General features: G+C 63.4%; 23 protein-coding genes. 12 read left to right on the top strand and 11 right to left on the bottom strand.

Features of this window, described 5'->3' with window-relative positions:
• Window positions 1-57: 57 nt before the first annotated feature.
• Window positions 58-1,422, bottom strand: a complete 1,365-nt coding sequence (locus F3H96_RS03155) for a leucyl aminopeptidase family protein (protein ID WP_149790460.1) — start codon at window positions 1,420-1,422, stop codon at window positions 58-60.
• A gap of 125 nt (window positions 1,423-1,547) precedes the next feature.
• Here F3H96_RS03155 and F3H96_RS03150 point away from each other — a divergent pair, with 125 nt between their 5' ends.
• Window positions 1,548-2,375 carry a tetratricopeptide repeat protein gene (locus F3H96_RS03150; RefSeq protein WP_149790459.1) on the top strand — a complete coding sequence of 276 codons (828 nt, stop codon included), beginning with the start codon at window positions 1,548-1,550 and terminating at the stop codon, window positions 2,373-2,375.
• An 87-nt stretch (window positions 2,376-2,462) separates the two neighbouring features.
• Here F3H96_RS03150 and F3H96_RS03145 read toward each other — a convergent pair whose 3' ends face one another.
• From F3H96_RS03145 to F3H96_RS03105, 9 genes are all read right to left on the bottom strand, one after another.
• The gene (locus F3H96_RS03145; protein WP_149790458.1) at window positions 2,463-3,476 is read right to left on the bottom strand and encodes a type II secretion system F family protein; all 1,014 of its coding nucleotides are present in this window, start codon (window positions 3,474-3,476) and stop codon (window positions 2,463-2,465) included.
• Window positions 3,477-3,490: 14 nt separating this feature from the next.
• Window positions 3,491-4,504, bottom strand: coding sequence for a type II secretion system F family protein (locus F3H96_RS03140; protein ID WP_149790457.1), 1,014 nt, complete (start codon window positions 4,502-4,504; stop codon window positions 3,491-3,493).
• 131 nt (window positions 4,505-4,635) lie between these two features.
• On the bottom strand, window positions 4,636-6,135 hold the full coding sequence (locus F3H96_RS03135; RefSeq protein WP_149790456.1) for a CpaF family protein: 1,500 nt from the start codon (window positions 6,133-6,135) through the stop codon (window positions 4,636-4,638).
• A 30-nt stretch (window positions 6,136-6,165) separates the two neighbouring features.
• Complete coding sequence (locus tag F3H96_RS03130) at window positions 6,166-7,449, bottom strand: CpaE family protein (RefSeq protein WP_188131262.1); 1,284 nt, start codon at window positions 7,447-7,449, stop codon at window positions 6,166-6,168.
• Window positions 7,450-7,494: 45 nt separating this feature from the next.
• On the bottom strand, window positions 7,495-8,232 hold the full coding sequence (locus tag F3H96_RS03125) for a CpaD family pilus assembly protein (protein WP_149790454.1): 738 nt from the start codon (window positions 8,230-8,232) through the stop codon (window positions 7,495-7,497).
• 14 nt (window positions 8,233-8,246) lie between these two features.
• Window positions 8,247-9,755 carry a type II and III secretion system protein family protein gene (locus tag F3H96_RS03120; protein WP_149790453.1) on the bottom strand — a complete coding sequence of 503 codons (1,509 nt, stop codon included), beginning with the start codon at window positions 9,753-9,755 and terminating at the stop codon, window positions 8,247-8,249.
• A complete protein-coding gene (cpaB, locus tag F3H96_RS03115) occupies window positions 9,752-10,564 on the bottom strand; it encodes a Flp pilus assembly protein CpaB (protein ID WP_149790452.1) in 813 nt (270 codons plus the stop codon). The genes F3H96_RS03120 and cpaB overlap by 4 nt, the downstream gene beginning before the upstream one ends.
• Window positions 10,565-10,757: 193 nt before the next feature.
• Complete coding sequence (locus tag F3H96_RS03110) at window positions 10,758-11,276, bottom strand: prepilin peptidase (protein WP_149790451.1); 519 nt, start codon at window positions 11,274-11,276, stop codon at window positions 10,758-10,760.
• A gap of 157 nt (window positions 11,277-11,433) precedes the next feature.
• The gene (locus F3H96_RS03105; protein WP_149790450.1) at window positions 11,434-11,610 is read right to left on the bottom strand and encodes a Flp family type IVb pilin; all 177 of its coding nucleotides are present in this window, start codon (window positions 11,608-11,610) and stop codon (window positions 11,434-11,436) included.
• A gap of 359 nt (window positions 11,611-11,969) precedes the next feature.
• Here F3H96_RS03105 and F3H96_RS03100 point away from each other — a divergent pair, with 359 nt between their 5' ends.
• The 3 genes from F3H96_RS03100 (at window position 11,970) to F3H96_RS03090 (ending at window position 13,899) form a co-directional block, all read left to right on the top strand.
• Window positions 11,970-12,392, top strand: coding sequence for a pilus assembly protein N-terminal domain-containing protein (locus F3H96_RS03100; protein ID WP_149790449.1), 423 nt, complete (start codon window positions 11,970-11,972; stop codon window positions 12,390-12,392).
• A gap of 248 nt (window positions 12,393-12,640) precedes the next feature.
• Window positions 12,641-13,231: a TadE/TadG family type IV pilus assembly protein gene (locus tag F3H96_RS03095; protein WP_149790448.1), complete on the top strand. Its 591-nt coding sequence runs from the start codon at window positions 12,641-12,643 to the stop codon at window positions 13,229-13,231.
• A gap of 41 nt (window positions 13,232-13,272) precedes the next feature.
• Window positions 13,273-13,899 (top strand): TadE/TadG family type IV pilus assembly protein, encoded by a 627-nt coding sequence (locus tag F3H96_RS03090; RefSeq protein ID WP_149790447.1) that lies wholly within the window; start codon window positions 13,273-13,275, stop codon window positions 13,897-13,899.
• Between the two features lie 4 nt (window positions 13,900-13,903).
• Here F3H96_RS03090 and F3H96_RS03085 read toward each other — a convergent pair whose 3' ends face one another.
• Window positions 13,904-14,800, bottom strand: coding sequence for a PhnD/SsuA/transferrin family substrate-binding protein (locus tag F3H96_RS03085; RefSeq protein ID WP_149790657.1), 897 nt, complete (start codon window positions 14,798-14,800; stop codon window positions 13,904-13,906).
• Window positions 14,801-14,973: 173 nt separating this feature from the next.
• Between F3H96_RS03085 and F3H96_RS03080 the strand changes: the two genes are divergently transcribed.
• The 8 genes from F3H96_RS03080 to F3H96_RS03045 all read left to right on the top strand — a co-directional run bounded on the left by F3H96_RS03080 (window position 14,974) and on the right by F3H96_RS03045 (window position 24,373).
• The gene (locus tag F3H96_RS03080; RefSeq protein ID WP_149790446.1) at window positions 14,974-16,212 is read left to right on the top strand and encodes a phosphopentomutase; all 1,239 of its coding nucleotides are present in this window, start codon (window positions 14,974-14,976) and stop codon (window positions 16,210-16,212) included.
• Entirely contained in the window at window positions 16,205-17,095 is an 891-nt protein-coding gene (mutM, locus tag F3H96_RS03075; protein ID WP_149790445.1) for a bifunctional DNA-formamidopyrimidine glycosylase/DNA-(apurinic or apyrimidinic site) lyase, read from the top strand. Before F3H96_RS03080 ends, mutM begins: the two co-directional genes overlap by 8 nt.
• 48 nt (window positions 17,096-17,143) lie before the next feature.
• On the top strand, window positions 17,144-17,917 hold the full coding sequence (locus F3H96_RS03070; protein WP_149790444.1) for an enoyl-CoA hydratase: 774 nt from the start codon (window positions 17,144-17,146) through the stop codon (window positions 17,915-17,917).
• Between the two features lie 237 nt (window positions 17,918-18,154).
• A complete protein-coding gene (rpsT, locus tag F3H96_RS03065; protein ID WP_095819340.1) occupies window positions 18,155-18,421 on the top strand; it encodes a 30S ribosomal protein S20 in 267 nt (88 codons plus the stop codon).
• 839 nt (window positions 18,422-19,260) lie between these two features.
• Window positions 19,261-20,808 (top strand): chromosomal replication initiator protein DnaA, encoded by a 1,548-nt coding sequence (dnaA, locus tag F3H96_RS03060; protein WP_149790443.1) that lies wholly within the window; start codon window positions 19,261-19,263, stop codon window positions 20,806-20,808.
• 200 nt (window positions 20,809-21,008) lie between these two features.
• A complete protein-coding gene (gene dnaN, locus F3H96_RS03055; RefSeq protein ID WP_149790442.1) occupies window positions 21,009-22,127 on the top strand; it encodes a DNA polymerase III subunit beta in 1,119 nt (372 codons plus the stop codon).
• A gap of 195 nt (window positions 22,128-22,322) precedes the next feature.
• Window positions 22,323-23,483, top strand: coding sequence for a DNA replication/repair protein RecF (gene recF, locus F3H96_RS03050; RefSeq protein ID WP_149790441.1), 1,161 nt, complete (start codon window positions 22,323-22,325; stop codon window positions 23,481-23,483).
• 134 nt (window positions 23,484-23,617) lie between these two features.
• Window positions 23,618-24,373, top strand: a complete 756-nt coding sequence (locus tag F3H96_RS03045) for a molybdopterin-synthase adenylyltransferase MoeB (protein ID WP_149790440.1) — start codon at window positions 23,618-23,620, stop codon at window positions 24,371-24,373.
• Window position 24,374: the final 1 nt, after the last annotated feature.

The following is a 24,374-nucleotide window of genomic DNA, read 5'->3' as shown; positions in this document are numbered from 1 at the left end:
CAAATTGTTTCGGTTCCGTTTCAGTGACGGCTTGTCCCCCGACTTTGCTCCTCCGGCTCAGGCAAATCGCCGCGTGATTATCCGTTCCAACGCGCGAATGCCCTGCGCCTCGCCGCCGGTCAGGCCGTAGGGGCGATCGGCCGGGTTCCAGGCAAAGATGTCGAAATGCGCCCAGCCGGGCGTCTTCTCGACAAAGCGCTTGAGGAAAAGCGCGGCGGTGATGGATCCGGCGAAGCCGTCGGTGGTGACGTTGTTGATGTCGGCGATCTTCGAAGAGAGCTTTGCATCGTAGGGACGCCACAGAGGCATGCGCCACAGCGGATCCTCGACCGCGACGGACGCGGCGGCCAAATCGGCGGCGAGCGTCTCGTCGGCGGTGTAGAACGGCGGCAAATCAGGCCCCAGCGCGACGCGGGCAGCACCGGTCAGCGTCGCCATGTCGATCAGCAAGGCGGGCTGCTCCTCATCGGCCAGCGCCAGCGCATCGGCAAGGATCAGCCTCCCCTCGGCGTCCGTGTTGCCGATCTCGACAGTGATGCCCTTGCGGCTCCGCAGCACGTCGCCGGGCCGGAAGGCGTTGCCGGCGATCGAATTCTCGACCGCAGGGATGAGCACGCGCAGCCGGACATTCAATTTCGCCGCCATGATCATCGAAGCGAGACCCAGTACATTGGCGGCGCCGCCCATGTCCTTCTTCATCAGAAGCATGCCCGACGACGGTTTGATATCGAGGCCGCCGGTATCGAAGCAGACGCCCTTGCCGACCAGCGTCACCTTCGGCGCATCGCCAGGTCCCCAGGTCAAATCGATGAGGCGCGGCGCGCCGGTGGAGGCCCGGCCGACGGCATGGATCATCGGAAAATTTTGCGCCAGAAGATCGTCGCCATGGATCACGGAGATCCCGGCGCCGTGGGCGGCGGCCAGTTTTCGGGCAGCTTCCTCCAGTTCAACCGGCCCCAGGTCGCTGGTCGGCGTGTTGACGAGGTCGCGCGTCAGGAACACGCTGTCGGCGATGCGGCCGATATGCGTGCCGTCGGCACCTTCGGGAAGCGCAAAGCGCAGGGCCTTTCCGGGTTTCTTGCCATAACGGGTGAAGACATAGCCCCCGAGCACCAGCGCGAGCGCGGCGAGGTCGGGCTGCCGCAAGTCCGACGCAAAATGCCAGTCGCCTTCCGGCAGCGCTCTCGCGAGCGCGCCAAGAGCAAGAGCGCTTTCGCCGTCGCCAGTGCCGAACAGCGCGCCGCCAAGGCCACCGCCTTCATCCGGAAAGACCAGCGTGCGCCCCGCCTCGCCGGAGAAACCGTTGGCCCTCGCCCAGGCGATGGCGGCCGGCGGCAACGCAGCGGCTTCAAGGGCGTCCTTTGCCACCAGATAGACAGGCAAGGCGGCTTCCGGCTTCTGCTCGACGAGTTCGACAGGCATGCAATGATCTCCAGCCGAACAGCTGAGTCGGCGCTTCTTAACGGTCCGTTAGGGTTAACAGAATATTTCTGCGGGAGGGAAGACGGCCAGGCAATGGCCGCACAGGAATGGAGACCGGGCGCCCGATGCCGATCAAAGCGTTGAACCTTACAGCTAAGCGTCTGATCACCATGACCTTGATGGCGGCACTGGCGGCCGGCGTGGCGGGTTGCGGAAGCACCAGCAGGTTGACCACAGGCTCCATCTCGCGCTCCGACAACAAGCCGCTGGACACGATGTCGGCCGGCGAACTGCGCACCGCCACGTCCAGGCTCGGCGAATCCTATGCCCGCAATCCGAGCGACAAGCGCATGGCGATGAATTTCGCAGCGGCGCTGCAGATGGACGGCGATGCCGATCAGTCGCTGGCCGTGATGCGCAAGCTGGCGATCGCCTATCCCAAGGATCGCGAAGTGCTCGCCGCCTATGGCAAGGCGCTTGCCGCCAATGGGCAGTTCGAGCCGGCGCTCGACGCCGTGCGCCGCGCCCAGACGCCGGAATATCCAGACTGGAAGCTGGTCTCGGCGGAAGCCGCCATTCTCGACCAGATAGGGCAGAAGGACGAGGCGCGGCAGAACTACCGCAAGGCGCTGGAGCTCAAGCCGAACGAGCCTTCGGTGCTGTCGAATCTCGGCATGTCCTACGTGCTCGAAGGCGACCTGCGCACGGCCGAAACCTATATGCGCTCGGCCGCGCAGCAGCCGGGCGCGGACAGTCGGGTGCGGCAGAACCTGGCGCTGGTCGTCGGGCTGCAGGGCCGCTTCGACGAGGCCGAAAAGATCGCTTCGCAGGAACTGTCGCCAGATCAGGCGCGGGCCAACGTCGCTTATCTGCGCCAGATGCTGGCCCAGCAGAACGCCTGGAGCCAGCTCAAGGATCAGGACAAGGGCAAGGCGAAAGTGGCCACGAACTGACTGCTGGCCGCAGAAGCACCGACCGCCTCTGAAAATCAGCAAGCCGCGCGGACCCGCGCGGCTTTTTGACTGATGCGAACGGCCAGCCTATTTCGAGGAACTGTGCTGGTCGCCGAAGATGCCTTGCTGGCTGACCTGGATGCCGGCCGGACCCAGGATGATGGCGAACAGAACCGGCAGGAAGAACAGGATCATCGGCACGGTGAGCTTCGGCGGCAGGGCGGCGGCCTTCTTCTCGGCCGCATTCATGCGCATGTCACGGCTTTCCGCGGCGAGCACGCGCAGCGCGTGCGCCACCGGCGTGCCGTAGCGCTCGGCCTGGACCAGGGCCTGCGAGACCGACTTCACCGATTCCAAGCCGGTGCGGCTTGCCAGGTTCTCGTAGGCGATCTTGCGATCCTGCAGATAGGACAGCTCGGCGTTGGTGAGCACGAATTCTTCGGCAAGCGCCACCGACTGCGCGCCGATTTCGTCGGCAACCCTGCGCAAGGCCGCTTCCACCGACATGCCGGATTCCACGCAGATCAGCATCAGGTCGAGCGCGTCGGGCCACGCCAGCTGGATCGACTGCTTGCGCTTGGTCGCGCGGTTGTTGACGTAGAGGATCGGCGCGTAGAAACCGCCATAGGCGACGACGACACAGACGAACAGCTTGACGAAGACCGGCTGCTGCGGCAGGCCGCCGAGCAGGAACACATAGACGGCCGCAAGCGCAAAGCCGACGAACGGCAGAACGAGACGGAAGAAGAGGAAGCGCGTCAGCGGGTTCTGGCCGCGAAAGCCCGCGACCTTGAGCTTTTGGACGGTGCTTTCGTCGGCAAGCGCGCGCCTGAGGTCCAGGCGGTCGACAATGTTGCGCATGCCTATGGACTGTTCCTCGCGCAGGCCTTTGCGGCGGCGGTCGGCCTCGATGGCCAGCCGCGCGCGCTGCTCGGCGCGCAATTTATCGCGTTCGAGCGCCACGGATTTCATGCGCGATTTGAGCGACGTGCCACCGAGCGCGGGCATGAGCGTGAAGACGGTGGCAAAGACGGCGATGCCGACCAGCAGCGCGATCAGGAAGGAAGGGTCGGTGAGTGTTTTGACGACCTGCTCTGTCACTTGGATCCGCGCCTTTACACTTCGAAGTTCATCATCTTGCGCATTACCAGGATGCCGATCGACATCCAGGCACCCGCGCAGCCGAGGATCAGGTTGCCGACATTGGTGGTAAACAGCGGCATGATATAGTTCGGGCTCGACAGATAGACGAGGAAGGCGACGACGAACGGCAACGCACCGATGATGATGGCGGATGCCTTGGCTTCCATCGAGAGCGCCTGGACCTTGGCCTTCATCTTCTTGCGGTCGCGCAGGACGCGCGAAAGGTTGCCCAGCGCTTCGGACAGGTTGCCGCCGGCCTGCGACTGGATCTGAATGACAATGCCGAAGAAGCCGGCCTCGCTGCATGGCATGGTCTCGGACATGCGCATGGCGGCATCGGGCACCGATAGGCCCATCTGCTGTGAATCGACGATGCGGCGGAACTCGGCCCGGACCGGCTCGGGCGATTCGTTGGCGATCAGGCGGATCGCGTCGTTGAGTGGCAGGCCCGACTTGACCGCGCGCACGATGATGTCGAGCGCGTTCGGAAATTCCTCCAGGAAAGCCTTGACGCGGCGCGTGCGACGAAACGACACGAACCAGCGCGGCAGGCCGAAACTGCCCACCAGCAGGGCGCCAGGCAGGGCCCACAAAGGCGCGCGGATGAAGAAGAGAAGGCCTGTCAAGACAACGCCGCAGACAGCGGAGTAGATGTAGAAGCGCTGGGGCGAAACCTGCATGCCAGCCTGACGTATCTGGACCTTCAGCGGCGGTTTCTTGAGGTTGCGGTCGTTGGTCTTCTGCTTCTCGTCGAGCTGCTTGAGCGAGTCCTGGAGATTCTTGCGCCGCTTGACCGCTTCCGCGGCGCGGTCGCGCGAGGCTCTCACCACGGAGCGGTCGGTTTCGGCCGTCTTGATAGTCTGAAGCCGCTTGCCGGCCTGCTTCTCGTTGTCGATGCGCGTGAACAGGAAAGCATAGGCCACCGCGCCTGCGCTAAAGCCGGCAAGCGCGATGAACGCCAATACGGTGGTGTCAATTCCGAACATCGACCGGGATCCCCAGGGCATTTCGCCGTTCCAAAGAAACGGCGAACCGCCCTATCTCTTTGTTTAGACGCAATTCCGGACGGAAAACCGCTTCACACTTTTCCTGGAATTGCTTCCAACCTCCAGACGCATCAGTCAGCGCGTTTCTCCATTGCCTCGAGCGCATTGGCGAGGCGCTGCTCCTCGCCATAATAGCGGGCGCGATCCCAGAAATGCGGCCGACCGATACCTGTCGACACGTGCTCGCCGACCAGCCGGCCGTTCGAGTCCTCGCCCTTGATATTATAGAGGACCAGGTCCTGGGTGATGATGACATCGCCTTCCATGCCGATCACCTCGGTGATGTGGGTGATGCGGCGCGAGCCATCGCGCAAGCGCGCCGCCTGGATGATGACGTCGATCGAGCCGACGACGATCTCGCGCACCGTGCGCTGCGGCAGTGAGTAGCCGCCCATGGCGATCATCGATTCGATACGGTTGAGGCATTCGCGCGGGCTGTTCGAGTGGATCGTTCCCATCGAGCCGTCGTGACCGGTGTTCATCGCCTGCAGCAGGTCGAACACTTCCGGCCCGCGCACCTCGCCGACGATGATCCGCTCGGGCCGCATGCGCAGGCAGTTCTTGACCAGGTCGCGCATGGTCACCTCGCCCTCGCCCTCGAGATTGGGCGGCCGCGTTTCGAGACGGACCACATGCGGCTGCTGCAGCTGCAATTCCGCCGAATCCTCGCAGGTGATGACGCGCTCCTCGCGGTCAATATAGTTGGTCAGGCAGTTGAGCAGCGTCGTCTTGCCGGAGCCGGTGCCGCCAGAAATGACGATGTTGCAGCGGACGCGCCCGATGATCTTGAGGATTTCCGCGCCTTGCGGCGAGATCGCGCCGAACTTGACCAGCTGATCAAGCGTCAGCTTGTCCTTCTTGAACTTGCGGATGGTGAGCGCGGTGCCGTCGATCGAGAGCGGCGGCGCAATGACGTTGACGCGCGAGCCGTCGGGAAGGCGCGCGTCGCAGATCGGGCTCGATTCATCGACACGACGGCCGACCTGGCTGACGATGCGCTGGCAGATGTTGAGCAATTGCTGGTTGTCGCGGAAGCGGACGCCGGTCTGTTCGACCTTGCCGTTGACTTCGATGTAGACGTTCTTGGAACCGTTGACCATGATGTCGGCGATGTCGTCGCGGGCGAGCAACGGCTCCAGCGGTCCATAACCCAGAACGTCATTGCAGATGTCCTCGAGCAACTCCTCCTGTTCGGAGATCGACATCGCGAAGTTCTTGATCGCAATGATGTCGTTGACGATGTCGCGGATTTCCTCGCGCGCGGTCTCGGGATCGAGCTTGGCGAGCTGCGACAGGTCGATCGTATCGATAAGCGCGGAGAAAACCTGGCTCTTGGTGTCGTAATAGGCCTCGCTGCGCTCGCGCTGGATCTTTCTTGGCGGCTCGGGCGCCATCGGCGGCGGCTCGACAGGACGGCGGGCCGGCGGCGCGGCTGCCGCGCTGGAGGTCGGCGCGGCCGGCCGCTCGGCCGCGATCGTGCCCGCGGCCGCGGGAGCGGCGGGAGCGGCCGCCGGCGGACGGAATTCGGGCGTCGCCCGGTTGCCGTCGTCTGTGCCTCTTTTACCAAACATGATCGACTACCCGATGCCGCTCAATCAGCGTCACTTCTTGTTGCGCGAGAGCTTGCCGAGGATCGAGCCCAGGCCTGCCTTCTTCCTTGCCTTGATTTCGCTGCGCCCGGTCAGCACATGCGCTATCTCGTTGATGATGGTGACGACCGGGCTCTTTGCGTCCATCTCGCCCAGCATGCGGCCGTTGTTGGCCGCGTTGCCGAACAGCAGCGGCTCGAAGTTGATCACCGCCATGGGCGTGATGCCGAGCGGTTCGGCGAAATCGGAAGCCGCGATCTCCGGCCGTTTCGGCACCCCTGCCTGGTTGATGATCAGCTTCGGCGGCGGATCGCTCGGACGCAGCCGCTTCAACATATCGACCAAGTTCTTGGTGTTGCGCAGATTTGCGAGCTCGGGCGTGGCGGTGATGACAATCTCATCGGCCTTGATCAGCGTGCTCTTCGTCCACCCGCTCCAGACATGCGGCACATCGAGCACGAGCAGAGGCGCGCTGCGCTGCGCCGTCTCGATGACCTGCGCGAAGGCCTCGGGATCGAAATCATAGACGCGCTCGAGCGTGGAGGGAGCCGCGAGCAGCGACAGATGCTCGGCGCATTGCGCCAGCAGGCGGTCGAGATAGACCTCGTCCACCCGCTCGGGCGAAAACACGGCCTCGGCGATGCCTTGCGCCGGGTCCTGATCGAAATTGATGTTGGCGGTGCCGAAAGCGAGATCGAGATCGGCAATGACGACTTCGGATTTGAACAGCGACGACATCGCCCAGGCGACATTGTGGGCGATGGTCGAGGAGCCTACGCCGCCCTTGGCGCCGATGAAAGCGAGCGAGCGGCCGATCGGCTCCGATTCCGGATCGACGAAGATCGACGACACGACGCTGACGATGTCGGTCATCGAGACCGGCGCGATGACGTATTCCGAAATGCCCGACCGGATAAGCTCGCGGTAGAGGCCGACATCATTGTAGTGGCCGATGACCACCACCTTGGAGGACGGATCGCAATATTCCGCGAGCTGGCCCAGCTGTTCGAGCAGCTGCTGCGGCTCGCTGCGCGATTCGAGCAGGATCAGGTTCGGTGTCGGCGCGGACTGGTAGAACTCGATCGCGGTCGGGACGCCGCCCATATGGACCTTGAGATGGGCCTTGGCCATGCGGCGGTCCTCGCCCGCGCGTGTTACGGGGTTGGAGACGCCTTCAGTCTCGCAGAAGGCCTGGATCGAAATGCGCGGCACCGGACGCAGCGCCTGCATGGCGGCGATGTCCTGCTGCGAAAGGTCGCCGGTTTCCGTGGGCGTGTCGTAGGCAAGATTGCTCATCGTCATGCTCTTTCCGTGACTGCTCTCTTCGTCGTCCGGCGCGGCTCAGTAGGTTACTTCCGAATTGCCGAGGAACTCGTCCGAGATCCCCCTGCTCCGATAGACGTCGATCACCGCGCCGCGATTTTCGGCGTCGATGTCGGACTGCTTGCGCGGCCCGAGCAGATCGTTGGGATTGGCCAGCTGGGCCGCGAGGTTGTTCTGGTAGGAGCAGCCGAAGTCGGCATAGTGCTTGTTCTCCGACGTCTCCAGAATGTCGTCGGGCCAACGCCCGCATTTGTCGGTTTGGGCCCGTACCGCGACGAAGGCGACGCGCACCGGCGCGGAGGCCTCCGGCACCGCCGACTGATAGGAAGTCATGACGATGCGGTTGCGCTTGACGCCCGCCGCCATGGCGAGCCTGGCAAAATCGCGGCCGGCGGCACGGGCGGCAACCTCGTTGGCGGACCCGGCCGGCATCGCGATCGTCAACGCCGGCGCGGCGCTCTTGTCGTAGCCTTCAAGGAAGCCAAGCAGCGTGTCGCGCTGGGCGCCAGTCATGCCGCGGTCGCCCGCGCCGACCGGCAGGTCAATCTTCTGGTTCTTCTCGGCGATGACGATCGGATGGGTCGTCCGGTAATCGTCCGGTATCGCCCCGACCGTAACGCTATCGCGGTGCCAGCTGGCGCAGCCGGCGAGCGAGACCGCGAGCATAACCGCCAGTGCCGGGACTATCGGCCGACGGATCCTTTCGATACCGGACGCCGCCCGGACCGTCACGACCTTCGATGCTGACTTGGACATATCCGCATTCCCACTCATTTGTAGATGAAGCCGACGACGCCGTGATAGCGGCCCGGCGGCCTGTCGGTCTGCATGGTGCCGTAGACGCGGTTGACGCGGCCGAGGAACATGCCGGCGCCATCGCTTGGCGGATTGAAATTGTCGTCCGGCTTGGCCAAGTCGTTGCGCGCCACCGGTCGCGCCAGATAGGGCGTGATGATGATGACGAGCTCGCTCTCGTTGCGGACGAAATCGCGGCTGCGGAACAGCGTGCCGAGCACGGGGATCTTTGTCAGCCCAGGCAAGCCGTCGACGGCCTGCCGGACATCATCGCGGACGAGACCGGCGATCATCATAGAACCACCGGAAGGCAATTCCACCGTCGTGTCCGCCAGGCGTTTGCGCAGCGATATGATGTTCGTGTCGCCCAACGCGAACGAGCCTTCCGTAGTCGGCTCTGAAACCGCGGTTCTTACCTTCAGGCTGATGCGGCCGGCAGACAACACTACCGGCTGGAACTCCAACCCGATGCCGTATTCGACCTTGTCTGCCGTCCAGGTCCTTTCGCCAGTCTGATTGTCTGTCGATTTGTTGTTGGTGACTGAACTCACCATGTTGTATTCGCCACCGACCTTGAACGTCGCCTTCTCGCCCGACACGGCCGTCAGTGTCGGCTCCGCCAGCGTCTTCATGACGCCCGACTGTTCCATGGCGTTGATGGTGCCTTGCAGGGACGAGCTGGCGAAGTTGAAGCCTGAACTAGACAGCGGCTTGCCGAGGCCGGGAAAGGTGTCGACGACAGAGCCATAGGTTATGCCGTTGCTGCCGCCATTGCCCACCATGTTGACGCCGAGCTGCTTCATCACGGAGCGGCTGACTTCGGCGACAGTCACCTTGAGCGTCACCTGATCGTCGCCGATGATCTGCAAGAGGTTGACGATTTTGGAGGTCCGGCGCTCCTGGTCGGGGTTGTTGATGTCGACGCCGCCATTGACCGAGCCGCCGGCTGCAGTCTGCGAATACTGACCCGTCGTCGCTTCACCGCCGGATACGAAGATGGTTGCCAGGTCGACCGCGCGCTTGGAATCGAGAGGCGTGTCGACCATGCCCGTCAGGACGACGTTGTCGTTGAGAAGCTCGACCTTGATCTGCGAGGACGGAATGAAGCGCTTCAGATAGTCCTCCAGCCCGGCGACGTCGCGCTCGACGGCCAGATCCAGGCTGACGATCTGCTCGCCATTAGGACCGAAAACAAAGATGTTGGTTTCACCGACAGCCTTGCCAAACAGGTAAATGCGTCGCGCCGTGCGGGTGACGGCATCGGCAACCGCCGGATTGGCGACGAGGATATCATAGGCGTCGTTCGGCAGGTCGATGACCACGGATTTGTTGAGACCGAGCTTGACGCGCTGCGTGGCGACGGAAGCCGATACGCCGGCGCTCGCGGCTTTGGCTTCGACTACCCCGGGAGCGTTTGTGCCGAACAGGAACAGGCCGATCGCCGCGGCCGCCAGGAAGGGCAGCAGTTTGCCGTTTAGCCTCATTTCCTTGCTCCCACCTCGGAAACCTCACCCGACTTGATCAATCGCACCGTTCCGCGCCGGCCATTGCCATTGACAAGGTAGTCGGCTTCGTCGGTAGGCTTTTCATGGATGTCGGTGATCGGACGCAGCGCCAGCGTGAGGCGGTCGGCCATCTGCTGCGCCACCGTGATGATCTCGGCCTGCTGCGGCGTCAGCTCCAGCGTCGCGGTCTGGCCGACCCTGGTCTTCTTGCCTTCCTCGTCTTCCTGGATGGTCTGGTCGATCGCCAGCACCCGGATGTTCTTGAGGATGGTCTCTGTGTTGAAGCCGCTGCCGCCGTTGCCGGTGTCGGCGCGACGGGTCATGATGACGTCGACGAAATCGTTGGGCAGGATGAAGCCACCGGCGGACGTATCGGCCGATATCGCGGTCGCGACAGCGCGCATGCCTGTCGGCAGGATCGACGACATGAAGCTTTGCCCCTCGCCGACCAGCTTGGAGCGTCGCAACGGTTCGCCCGTATACATGGCCATGCGCGCAACCGAACCCTTGAGCTTTTCGACGGCGTCAGGTTCGGCGGCGCGGGTGATGAAATTGGCATTGACGCCGTCGGCCGGCCATTCTTCCCACCTGACGTTGTTTCCGATCTGGCTGCCCATCGGCACGTCGCCGGAAAGCACCAGCACGTCCTGCAATGCGATCGCCGGCTGCCTGGGCGCATCGACAGTGACTTGAGGCGGTGGCGCCACGACCATGTTCTTCGCGACATAGCCTGCGCCACCCGCCGCGACCGCAGCCACGCCCAGAATGATCAATCGGGATGCTGGCATTCGTCCGAAACCCTTCGCCTTTGGCAAACCACCCTCGCCAGGCCGGACTTTGCAGCTGCAATCGTCAAAACAAGGTTAATGTAATGCTTACGATCGTGATTAATTTAACGTTTACTCAAATTAGACGGAGCGGCCCCGCGTTAACAAAAAAGGCGGCCAGGCCGCCTTCGGGATCCTTGTTCGTTAAGGCGAGCTAAGCGGCGAGCCTTTCCAGAGCCCAAACCACCAGCGGGGAATCCGGGAAGGTGATCAATCCGCCGAGACCAAGCGCGACACCATAGGGAACGCCGACGCTCTCGTCGGCGAAATGGCGCAGAAAGCGGTTGTGCCCGGTGTATGCCGCCAGCGCCGATTTTCTGTAGAGGAGGATGGCAAGGGTCAACAGGCCGCCGATGAGGGTCGAGGTCACCAGGTAGCCGACAAGGTTGATGCCGAAACCCATCCAGACGGCCGTGGCGGCGAGAAGCTTGGCATCGCCGCCGCCCATGCCGCCGAGCGCAAAAAGACCGAACGTCACCGCAAGCACCAGGGCACCGGCGGCGAAGTGCCATCCAAAGGTTGCCCAGTCCATGCCGGTCAGCGGAGCGACAATCGCAAACGTCGCCACCAGGAGCACCGGGACGCGGTTGGCGATCGTCATCGACAACGTGTCCGAGATCGCCGCAAACAGCATACAGAAAGGAAAGACGACGAAGATCACGGCTTCAAGCATAGATGCAGCGTGCCTGTGACAGGTTTACAGCGGCATGCTAGGCGCGCTGGATTGACGATCGAGAGGCCGGACGATCAGAACCGGCCGGCTGCATGAAAAGGGCCACCAACAGGCGGCCCTTTTGCTATTTGCCGAGAAGGCGCGATATCGCTGCCTATCACGGAGCCGCGCCGTTAAGCGTGGTGGCAATGTTTTGGAACTTGGCGTTCAGCGAGCTGCCGAGCGCGGTGGCACCGACCATGATGGCGAGCGCGATGAGAGCGGCGATCAGACCGTATTCGATGGCGGTCGCGCCGGATTCGTCCTTCACAAAACGTGCAATGAGATTAGACATTCGAGAGCTCCTACTCCACGTGTTACAGCACTTCCGTCAACTTCTCTTTGCGGGTTGATCGGATGCAGCAAATCTAGGCAGAAGCCCTTTCAATCGGCTTAATAAACAGCCTTACCGATTCCTTTCCGGCGGTGAACGCGTTGTGTGGTTAACCACAGCCTAAACAATGTCGAGCGTCCCGGGACCCCGGCAAAACAGCGGAAACCGGGGCTCCTGCAATATTGCTAAAACAGCGAGGACCATCGATGCATGACGCATGCGGCAAGCCGATCGGCCATTGCAGCCAGGCCAGGTTTAACCGTTGGTTCACCAATCTCGTTCATGTTCCGTTGAAGAATCTACCCGCCGGGAGCGCTTCAATGACCTTGCCGAGATCGCTGTTTCCAGTCGCCGCGCTGCTGGCAACTGCCGTTCTGGTCATGCCGGCCAGCGCCGGCGCCGGCATAGAAGTCACCATGAACCAGGCAAAGATCGTCAAATTGTCGCGCGCGGCCGACACGGTCGTCATCGGCAATCCGGCGATTGCCGATGCCTCCGTGCAGGATGCCTCCACCATCGTTCTTACCGGCAAAGGTTTTGGCGTCACCAATGTGGTCGTGCTCGACTCAGACGGCAGCCCGATCATCGATGAACAGGTGACGGTCGTGCGGCAGGCCGCTTCCTCGGTACGCATCTACAGGCGGGCTGAAGTGCAGACCATGTCTTGCACGCCCTATTGCGAGAGCGCGTTCAAGACCGAGGCCGAGAAGGCTTCCGAATCCGAAATGAGCGCCGGGCACTGAAGCGCGTCGCGCTGAAACGGATTCAGGCGACGCGCTTTAAGTCTTGGTTTTGACGCATGTCGTCGTCCCGGAACCGCCGCACACTTCTGAGCGACATGCACTAAGCCTGAGCGAGGGCGAATCCTGCGGGCCGTTAAAGACAGCTTAAAGCTCGGCCGGCGAATTTAGCGATCATCCAAACCGGAACTCAATGGGTTTTCGCTACCTTGCCGCCGGTACCGCAATGGGGATCGGCAGGAACGCAAAAAATGAGCAAGAACGCCACATCCGGCGACGGCACGGACGGCAAGGCGCGCGCCAAATCCCGCCCCGGTTTCTTCAGCGACAGACGCGGCAGCACGGCGATGGAATTCGCCCTGTTGGCCATCCCGTTCGCGCTACTCGTCTTCGCCATCCTCGAGAGCTGCGTTTCGTTCGCCGGCCAGGAGGTGATGGCCAACGTCACCGACGATGTCGCCCGCCAGCTGCGGACCGGACAGCTGCAGAAGGCGAATGTCACCGAAGCCTCCGTCAAGCAGCTGATCTGCAGCAGGCTGGAGATCATGGTGGCCAAGAACTGCCCCGGACTGCTGGTGGATTTGCGCGAATATTCGAGCTTCGCCGACGCCGCCACGGCAGGCTTCAGAATAGACGGCGACCGCATCGTGCTGACGCAAGGCGGGGGTGACATGACCCCCACAGTTTCGCCCGGGCTGGCCGAATCGATCAACATGCTGCGGGTGTTCTACAAATGGCCGGTGATGACGGATCTCCTGGCCAAACAGATGCAGAATTTCACTGATGGCACCACGCTGCATTTCGCGTCCGTGACCTGGCAAAACGAACCATTCGACAACTGAGGCCGGCGGACGGCTGAGACTGCGGCGGCTTGGAGGATAGGATGTACAGTGCGGGGGCACATCGGGGGATTTTGGCCATCGTGGGGCGAGCGAGGCGGTTCGGCGGCGATCGGCGCGGTGTCGCTGCGATCGAATTCGCGTTCATCATGCCGGTGCTGCTCATCATGTATTTCATCACGATGGAGGCGTCGCAGGCCATCGAGACCAGCAAGAAGGTCAGCCGCATCGGCAGCATGGTGGCCGATCTCGTGACGCAGCAGCAGGCGGTCGTGCAGGCTAACCTCGACGCGATCATGAAGATCGGTACGACGACGCTTCTGCCCTACAACCGCTCGAAGCCGTCGATCATCATCACCGCCATACAGATGTCGGACGAGGCGTCACCGACAGTGAAGGTGGTGTGGTCGCGCAAGCTGGTGGGCAACACCTACAGCGCAGATGCCAAGAGCGGCGATCCCACGACCGTCCCGTCGACGTTGAAAATCCGCAACACTTTCCTGATCCGGGTGGAGAGCGACCTCGGCTATACACCGGTCATCGCTTGGGATGGGAACAACGCGCAGCAGAAATCGGCCGGATTGCTGTCGACCTTCAGCCACATAAACATGAGCGAGACCTATTATCTCAGGCCACGTCGGAGTCCGACGATTCCTTGCAGCGACTGTTGACAGGTTATTCCTCTCCAGCCGATTCCCGTTCCACGATCGCCAGGGCCATGGCGTAGTCTTTCGACGCGGCTGGCGTAAAGCCACCGGGATGCGTCGCCTCCAGCAGGTCGTAGACGTCAGGCGTCTGAGACTTGAGATTGGTCAGGAAGACCGTCAACCGTCGCTTTGCCTCCGGATCGAGATCGCTGCGGACTGCGTGCGGGCCGTAGCGCAACAGGCCTGAGGTCCACAACACCCGAAGCGAAGCCCCGGGGATGCCGGCAGCCTCCAGTCGCGCGACCGTGCCGCCGGAATGGGCGGACTGGCCGGCGGCATCGGCGGGCTCCCACCCGAACAGGGCGTCCGCTTCGCCGCCGGCCAGCATCGTCTCGGCCGCGGTCGCCGAAGCGGCGCGCGCCAGGAAGGGCGAATCCCGGGCGATCTTGACGCCTTCGGCGGAAAGGGCCGCCAGCGGCAGCAGCGCTCCGCCGACATTTTCGGCCGGCGCTATCGCGATCCTATGCGAAGCCATCGCGGCAAGGTCCGGGAGCCGGCCGTCGCGCGTCACCAGGACCGAACGGATGCCTACGGCGCCGTCGACATCGACAGGTGCGACCAGCGGTTCGACACAGCCGCAGCGCTGCGAGGCGGTGGCATAGGCGAGCGCGGAGTAGACCGCGTATTGCACCCGTCCGCTCGCCTGCGCCTCAATCAGCGCGGCATAGTCGCGCGCGACCACGAACTCGACCTTCATGCCGAGCGCATTGGCAAAGGCCTCCGTCAGGCGCGCGAGCCCGGGCACGCTGTTGCCACCACCCGGCTCGGCGACGATGCCGATGCGGAACGTGCCGATGTCGTCACGCCAGTCGGCGCATGCCGGCGAGGAGGCTGCGCCAAACGCCGCCAGAGCAACCGCGCACATCTTCACGGCCTGCCTTGCCGCGGTTTTGCCGCGCCTCGCCATCCTTGCTTCGCTCCGCCGCATCTGCGCCTCGTCACAACTATGGCGCGAAGCCGTTGCGGTTTGGTTTCCGATTTGCCAACGCCGCCGGGGAACCTTATGTCTGGCGGCCGGGGCTGACAACAATGAGATCCATGGCGCGCGCATTCCTGTTCGTTCTCGATTCTTTCGGCATCGGCGGCGCAGCCGACGCCGAGCGCTATGGCGATGCCGGCGCCGACACCTTCGGGCATATCCTCAAGGCCTGCGCCGACGGTCGCGCCGATCGGGACGGCCTGCGCAACGGACTGCTCAGCGTGCCAAACATGATGTCGCTCGGGCTTGGCCGCGCCGCGCAAACCGCAACCGGGCTGCGACCAGGCATCGAGGCACCGCTGATTGCCTCAGCTTTCCATGGCGCCGCCCAGGAAGTGTCGAGCGGCAAGGATACGCCGTCCGGCCACTGGGAGATCGCCGGCCTGCCGGTGCGTTTCGACTGGGGCTATTTCCCCGACACGGTGCCTGCCTTTCCGGCCGATCTGACCGAAGCAATCATCCGCGAGGGCAAGGTGCCGGGAATCCTCGGCGACTGCCATGCGTCCGGAACCGAGATCATCGAGCGGCTTGGCCAGGAGCATATCCGTACGGCCAAGCCGATCTGCTATACCTCGGTCGATTCCGTGCTGCAGATCGCCGCGCATGAGACGCATTTCGGCCTCGCCAGGCTTTATGAGCTCTGCCTCACCGTGCGCCGCCTGGTCGACCCCTTGAAGATCGGGCGGGTGATCGCGCGGCCCTTCGTGGGCGAGACGCCAGCCACGTTCCAGCGCACCCACAACCGCCGCGACTATGCGGTGCCGCCGCCGGAGGAGACCCTGCTCGACCGGCTGACCGGCCGCGGCAGCAAGGTCATCGCCATCGGCAAGATCGGCGACATCTTCGCCCATCGCGGCATCTCGGAAGTGCGCAAAGCGGGCGGGAACATGGCGATGTTCGACAAGGCGCTCGGCGGCATGGACGATGCCGGCGAAGGCGACCTGGTCTTCGCCAATTTCGTCGATTTCGACAGCGAGTTCGGCCACCGGCGCGACGTTGCCGGCTATGCGGCCGCGCTCGAAGCCTTCGACCGACGGCTGCCGGAGGCGCTGTCGCGCATCGGGCCAGGCGACCTTCTGATCCTGACCGCCGACCATGGCAACGATCCGACCTGGCGCGGCACCGACCATACACGCGAGCGCGTTCCCGTGATCGGCATCGGGCCGGGGCTGAAAGGTGGCGACATCGGGCTCAGGCCAACCTTCGCCGATATCGGCGAAACGGTCGCGGATCACCTCGGCCTGGCGCCTGGCGGCCATGGCGCCTCCTTCCTTACAACGATAGGCGGCCATGCCTGAGCTGCCCGAAGTCGAGACCGTCCGGCGCGGGCTCCAACCGGTTCTGGAAGGGGCGCGCCTGGTCAAGGTCGAGGCGCGCAGGGCCGACCTTCGCTTTCCTTTTCCCGAACGCTTTTCGGAACGCCTTACCGGCAAGACCGTGACCGCGCTTGGCAGGCGCGCCAAATATCTGACGATGCATATCGAAAACGGTCCGGTTCTGATCTGCCATCTCGGCATGTCGGGATCGTTCCGGGTCGAAGCCGCCGGGAGCGGCGATATCCCCGGCTCTTTCCATCTCGAGCGCTCGAAAAGCGCGGCGCACGACCACGTCGTGTTCGACGTCATCTCTGCGAAGGGCGAGCGCTGCCGCGTCATCTTCAACGACCCGCGCCGTTTCGGCTTCATGCTGTTTGCCGAAGGCGCGCCGGACACGCATCCGATGCTGGCGGGGCTGGGCATCGAGCCGACCGGCAATGCGCTTGACGGTCCCCTGCTCGCCTCGCTGCTGAAGGATCGCAGATCGCCGCTCAAGGCCGCGCTGCTCGATCAGCGGCTGATCGCCGGGCTTGGCAATATATATGTGGCGGAGGCCTTGTGGCGCGCCGGCCTGTCGCCAATGCGCGAAGCCGGCGCCATTGCCGGTTCCGGCAAAAAGGCGAAAGAACAAAGCGATCGCCTTGCCGAGGCGATCCGCTCGGTCATCGCCGATGCGATCGCCGCCGGGGGTTCCTCGCTGCGCGACTATGTCCAGGCCGACGGATCGCTCGGCTATTTCCAGCATTCCTTCGCGGTCTATGATCGCGAGGGCGAGCCGTGCCGGAAGCCCGGCTGCCGCGGCCACATCGCGCGCATCGTGCAAAGCGGGCGCTCGACCTTCTATTGCCGGACATGTCAGCGGTGAGCTAGGAACAATATCGGTCATTCCTCAGCCACGGAAGGAAGCGAAACCATGGCTTACGAAACCATTCTCGCCGAGACCCGCGGCAAGGTCGGGCTGATCACGTTGAACCGGCCCAAAGCCCTCAACGCGCTGAATTCGCAAGTCCTTGCGGAGGTCGTGGCCGCGGCAAGCGCGTTCAACGCCGACGCCGGGATCGGCGCCATCGTGCTTACGGGCTCGCAAAAAGCGTTTGCCGCCGGCGCTGACATCAAGGAAATGCAATCGATGTCCTTCGCCGACGCCTACTGCCAAGATTTTTTCGTCGGCTGGGAGGAGTTCACGCGCACCCGTAAGCCGATCATCGCGGCGGTGGCGGGCTATGCGCTCGGCGGCGGCTGTGAACTCGCCATGATGTGCGACTTCATCATCGCCGGCGACAACGCCAAGTTCGGCCAGCCCGAAATCACGCTCGGCGTCATGCCGGGTATGGGCGGATCGCAGCGACTGACGCGGTTCGTCGGCAAGTCGAAGGCGATGGACATGTGCCTGACCGGGCGGATGATGGATGCGGCCGAAGCCGAGCGCTGCGGACTGGTCTCGCGGGTGGTGCCGGTCGCCGAGCTCACCGAGGAAGCACTGAAGGCGGCGGCGAAGATCGCCGAGTTCTCATTGCCGTCGGTCATGATGACCAAGGAGGCGGTCAACCGCGCCTACGAGACGACCCTGGCCGAGGGGCTGCGCTTCGAGCGCCGCCTGTTCCATTCGCTGTTCGCGCTCGACGATCAGAAGGAAGGCATGGCCGCCTTCGTCGAGAAGCGGAAGCCAAATTTCACCAACCGCTGACGCAGGTCGCTCAAAAGTGCGGCGGTAGGGAAAACGAATTGCACGAGACAAGACCTGAAGCGCGTTGCCCGTTTCGGGGCGACGCGTTTGAAGGCGGCCAAAAAGACCGCTAAGCGGCGTTGACGCGCCGGAAAAGCTGAACTATAAGCCGCACCAACCGAGGCGGCCCGTGGCTGCCCGTTTGTTTTTTGCGCCCTGCGACATCGCTGGCGTTTACCAGATCAGAAGAGAGGCATCATGGCCAATACTTCCTCGGCCAAAAAGGCTACGCGCAAGATCGCCCGCCGCGCTGCGGTCAACAAGAACCGCCGTTCGCGCGTCCGCAGCTATGTCCGCAAGGTCGAAGAGGCGCTGGCCGCCGGCGACAAGGCCGCGGCGGTCGAAGCCTTCAAGGCAGCGGAGCCGGAATTGATGCGCGCCGCCACCAAGGGCGTCGTTCACAAGAACACGGCTTCCCGCAAGGTTTCGCGGCTGGCCCAGCGGGTCAAGACGCTGTCGGCCTGACCGACTCATCCTCGATCCATCGACGTTGAACCCGGTCGCACAGGCCGGGTTTTTTCGTTTGCCGGCAAGTACTTAAAAAAATTGCCCGAGAGCAACGCCTGTGAAGTGATTCCAGCACCAGTAATGTTTTGCCGGCATATACAGTGCCGCAGACACCGGCATACCCTGCCTGCGGCAATCGCCTAAATTTGCCTGTCAAAAAAACCGTAGTCTTTTCATGGCCTTACAGCCGGTCATCCACAGCTTGTTCAACGCGCGGTCGAGCGGCGGGGGAGAAGTAGCTGTCAAGAGAATTATTTCAGAATATTTCGTTTCGGGCGGCCTTTTTCATATTCGCCGGAAAAGGGTTTGAATCACAATGGCTTTGTCAAAACGTTCCGGTGCGGCACCCAATTTCAAGTCCCTTCCGGTAACCAGATTCGTTAAAAAACCGTTAGACGTGGCCTTGCCCTATCCACAACGATTTCGGTAATGTCCATCCATCGAAGGGACGGGCTCTAGCCCCTGACCCAGCCTGAATCGGCCAGCACAAAATGGCGGAATTCATGACGTGGAGCAATTCCGCGCACGGCTTGGTTTGTCTCTTCGGTGCGGGTAGGGGACTGGCGTAATTGTACATGGCGGTCGATGTCTCGCCGGCGTTTTCGCCGGAGGGTTTTGTATTGCCTTGTCGTTGTCGGAAAGCCGGCGTGCGGAGCCGCAGCCGGTCCCTTGCGCGAGTTGTGCCAATCATTGCCAGCGGCGGCAGTGACGGCGCAGCGAAATGAGGCGTCGGATCAAGGATGCAGGAGGCGCATCCCCGGCGGGAAAAGGGTACGAGAAGACAAGGGACTTTGATCATGCAGAGCGGCATCGAGAGGGAAATAGCGGGCGAGCTGCCATTTCCGGCAACTTTTGTCGGGGGCGACGGCGTGGCGGCATCCAGCGACGCGGAACAGAAGTTCGAGCGGGTCAAGACCCAGCTGAAGGCGCGTCTCGGGGCCGAGGTCTATTCGAGTTGGTTCGGTCGCATGAAGGTCGCCGAGGCCTCCCGCGGCATTGTCCGCATCTCGGTGCCCACAGCCTTCCTGCGATCCTGGATCAACGGCCATTATCTCGAGCTCATCGCTGAGCTGTGGCGGCATGAGGATCCGGAAGTCCTCAAGATCGAGATCGTCGTGCGCACAGCGACGCGCCAGGGGCGCAACCATGTCGAGCCGGAAATTGCGCCGGCGCGCAAGATGACCAAACAGACGCACACCGCGCTTGCCAACGGCACCGCAAGCGCCGGACGAGTGGAACAACGGGCGCCGGCGCCCCGGCAGGGCGCGTCCGCCGACGCGGAGTTCCGCCACAACGTGCTGGGGTCGCCACTGGACCCGCGCTACACGTTTGCCTCCTTCATCGAAGGACCGTCGAACCGGGTGGCCTTTGCCGCCGCGAAAGCAGTGGCGGAATCGCAGTCGAGCGCGGTGCGTTTCAACCCGCTTTTCCTGCATGCGACCGTCGGTCTCGGCAAGACGCACCTGTTGCAGGCGATCGCGGCGGAATCGCTGCGGCACAACCCGAAGTCGCGCGTCGTCTATCTGACGGCGGAGTACTTCATGTGGCGCTTCGCCACCGCGATCCGCGACAACAACGCGCTGACGCTGAAAGAGCAGCTACGCGACATCGATCTCCTGATCATCGACGACATGCAGTTCCTGCAGGGCAAGTCGATCCAGCACGAGTTCTGCCATCTGATCAACATGCTGCTCGACAGCGCCAAGCAGGTGGTGGTCGCGGCCGATCGGCCGCCGTCGGAGCTGGAATCGCTGGAGCCGCGCGTGCGTTCGCGCCTCAATGGCGGCGTGGCGCTGGAAATGTCGGCGCCGGATTTCGCCATGCGGCTCGGCATGCTGAAGTTGCGCCGCGCCACCGCCAAAACCGATGACACCTCGCTCGACATCTCGGACGAGATTCTGGAGCATGTCGCGCGCACGGTGACGGGCAGCGGGCGCGAGCTGGAAGGCGCCTTCAACCAGCTTCTGTTCCGCCAGTCCTTCGAGCCGCAGATCACCATCGACCGCATCGACGAGATCCTCGGCCACATCTACCGCTCGGGCGAACCGAAGCGGGTGCGCATCGAGGACATCCAGCGCATTGTCGCGCGCCACTACAACGTTTCGAAGACGGAGCTTCTGTCCAACCGGCGCACGCGCACCATCGTCAAGCCGCGGCAGGTGGCGATGTATTTGTCGAAAGTCATGACGCCACGATCATTGCCGGAGATCGGGCGGCGTTTCGGCGGCCGCGACCATACGACCGTGCTGCATGCCGTGCGCAAGATCGAGGACCTTTCGGGTGCCGACAACACGCTGGCGCAGGAGCTCGAACTGCTCAGAAGGCTGATCAACGACCAGGCCTGAGGGGGCGCAAAAATAGTCGGCCGCGCGCTTCGCCGGCTTTATCCCCAGAAAGCCCGCGCAACCGGCTGGAACCGGTGTCGCGGGCTTGCGTTTGCGGGCTTTTTACTGTCAGCTTACACAGATTCTGAAAGCCTTTCAGGGCTTTCGCGGGATGCCGCTGCCGGTAACCCGTTCATCCATTGAAGCGAGCCTGTTTCGTCATGCGTGTTATCCTGGAACGGTCAAATCTCTTGAAGTCCCTCAACCACGTCCACCGCGTGGTCGAGCGGCGCAATACCATTCCGATCCTGTCCAACGTGCTGCTCAGCGCCGAGGGCGCCAGCCTCGAGATGAAGGCCACCGACCTCGACCTCGAAGTCACGGAGGCGACGCCCGCCAAGGTCGAGCGCGGCGGCGCGACGACGGTGCCGGCGCATCTGCTCTACGACATCGTGCGCAAGCTTTCCGATGGCGCCGAGGTGATGCTGAAGACCGACGAAGACGGCAACGCGATGAGCGTTACCTCCGGCCGCTCGAGCTTCCGCCTGCAGTGCCTGCCGCAATCCGACTTCCCCGAGCTTTCGGCCGGCTCGTTCTCGCATATCTTCCGGCTGGAATCGGCGGCGCTCAAGGGACTGATCGACAAGACCCAATTCGCCATCTCCACCGAAGAGACGCGCTACTATCTCAATGGCATCTTCCTGCACACGCATGAGGTGGGCGGCAAATTGAAACTGCGCTCGGTGGCGACCGACGGACACCGCCTGGCGCGGGCCGAGATCGACGCGCCGGCCGGTTCGGAAGGCATGCCCGGCATCATCATTCCGCGCAAGACGGTAAGCGAGCTGCAGAAGCTGGTCGACGACCCCGATGTGGCTGTGACCACGGAACTGTCGGACACCAAGATCCGCTTCACCATCGGCAGCGTCGTTTTGACCTCGAAGCTGATCGACGGCACCTTCCCCGACTATCAGCGCGTCATTCCGACCGGCAACGACAAGAAGCTGATCATCGACCGCCAGAGCTTTGCCGCCGCCGTCGACCGCGTTTCGACTATTTCCTCCGAACGCGGCCGGGCGGTGAAACTGTCGATCAATGAGGGACAGGTCACGCTTGCCGTCAACAATCCGGATTCGGGCAGCGCCACCGAGGAATTGGCGGCGGACTATTCGTCGGACCCGATCGAGATCGGCTTCAACGCCAAATACCTGCTCGACGTCGCGGCCCAGCTCACCGGTTCGGAGGCGAAGTTCATGCTGGCCGATGCCGGCTCGCCGACGCTGATCCACGACATGGCCGACGAAACCGCGCTCTACGTGCTGATGCCGATGCGAGTATAGCTTTCTTAGTCGACGCAATTCCGGACGGAAGACCGTGCCACACTTTTCCTGGAATTGCGCTTTTGTCAGTCGCAATTCCGGACGGAAAACCGTGCCACACTTTTCCTGGAATTGCGCTTTTGTCAGTCGCAATTCCGGACGGAAAACCGTGCCACACTTTTCCTGGAATTGCTCTAGCGGACCCGATGTGTCGCCGTGACCGAGGATGCGAAACAGCTTCGGCAGCAAAGCTACATAAGTAAGCTAACACTTACGAACTTCCGCAATTACGCGACACTGGCGCTTGAACTCGCACCCGGCGCGGTGGTGTTGTCGGGCGACAACGGCGCCGGCAAGACCAATCTCCTGGAAGCGATCTCGTTGCTGACGCCAGGCCGAGGCTTGCGCCGCGCTCCCTATGCGGACGTGGCGCGCGAAGGCGGCGACGGTGGCTTTGCATTGCACGCGCGCATCGAGGGCCCGCAAGGGCAGGTCGAGATCGGCACGGGCATTTCCGGCGGAGACGCTGCTGGAGAAGGCGGCAGGAAGGTGCGGATCAACGGTGCGCCGGCCCGTTCGGCCGAGGAAATGCTGGAATGGTTGCGGGTCGTCTGGCTGACCCCGGCGATGGACGGGTTGTTTCCCGGGCCGGCGGCGGACCGCCGCCGCTTCGTCGACCGGTTGGTGCTGGCAATCGATCCCGGCCATGGCCAGCGCGCCCTCGACTACGAGAAAGCCATGCGCGGCCGTAATCGTTTGCTTACCGAAGGCTCCCGCGACGGCGCCTGGTTCGACGCGATCGAGACGCAAATGGCGGAAACCGGCGTGGCGATCGCTGCGGCGCGAGCCGAGCTGGTGCGGCTGCTTTCCGCCATGATCGACAGATTGCCTGGCAGCGGACCGTTTCCGCAGGCCGACATCAGCCTTGCCGGCGACCTCGAGAGCGCCCTCGGCAATGCACCGGCGGTCGATGTCGAGGAGCGGTACCGCGCGGCACTTGCCAACGGCCGGGAGCGCGACCGCGCCGCCGGCCGCACGCTGGACGGCCCGCATCGCTCCGATCTCGTGGTGCGGCACCGGCCGAAGTCGATGCCGGCGGAACTTTGCTCGACGGGGGAGCAGAAGGCGCTGCTGGTCGGCATCGTGCTGTCGCATGCCAGGCTGACCGGCGAGATGTCGGGACTGACGCCGATCCTGTTGCTCGACGAGATCGCCGCGCATCTCGACGCAGGCCGGCGCGCGGCGCTGTTTTCCATCCTCGAGGAGCTGAACTGCCAGGCCTTCATGACCGGCACGGATGCGGCCCTGTTTTCCAGTCTTGCGGGGCGGGCGCTGTTCCTGACGGTCGATCACGGCAGGGTCGGTCCGACCGGCTGATTCTCGAAGAACCCAGCGGCTGTCGGCGCCTGCCCTGCGGGACAAGGCTTCGCCTTGCCTGTGCTTGCCCTGCGGGACAAGGCTTTGCCTTGCCCGTACATGACAAGGTTTTCCGCCCGCTATATGGTCCGGCCATGACCGAAGCCGCCCTCACCGACGAAGAGCTCGAACGCTATGCCCGCCACATCGTGCTGCCCGAGATCGGCGGCCCGGGCCAGCAGAAGCTGAAACGGGCGCGGGTGCTGGTGATCGGCGCTGGCGGGCTCGGCGCCCCGGTGCTGGAATATCTGGCCGCGGCCGGCGTCGGCACGCTGGGTATCATCGATGACGACACCGTCTCCCTGTCCAACCTGCAGCGGCAGGTCATCCATGGTGGCGACACAATCGGCATGGCCAAGACCGACAGCGCCGCGGCGGCGATCATGCGCATCAATCCCAACGTCACGGTGGAATCGCATCGCCTGAGGCTGACTGCGGAGAACGCCCCTGCCCTCGTCGCCGGCTACGATGTCGTCGTCGACGGCTCCGATAATTTCGAGACGCGCTACGCGGTCGCCGATGCCTGCGCCAGTGAAATGAAACCCCTCGTCACCGCGGCCGTCGGTCGCTTCGACGGCTCGGTGACGGTGCTGAAGCCGTTCGAAACGAACGCCGACGGCAACCGCAATCCGAGCTATCGCGACCTCTTCCCGGAAGCGCCGCCCGAAGGACTGGTGCCATCCTGCGCGGTTGCCGGCATCATCGGCGCGCTGACCGGCGTCATCGGCACACTGGAGGCGATGGAAGCGATCAAGCTGATCACCGGCATAGGCGAGCCGCTGATCGGCCGGCTGCTGCTCTATGATGGGCTAGCCGCCCGTTTCGACACCATCCGCTACAAGGCCGTCTGAG

Source organism: Mesorhizobium sp. NFR06 (assembly GCF_900115245.1).
In the GTDB taxonomy this organism is placed as follows: Bacteria; Pseudomonadota; Alphaproteobacteria; order Rhizobiales; family Rhizobiaceae; genus Mesorhizobium.
The sequence above is the reverse complement of the archived record's forward strand: the minus strand, read 5'-3'. Positions and strand labels throughout refer to the sequence as shown.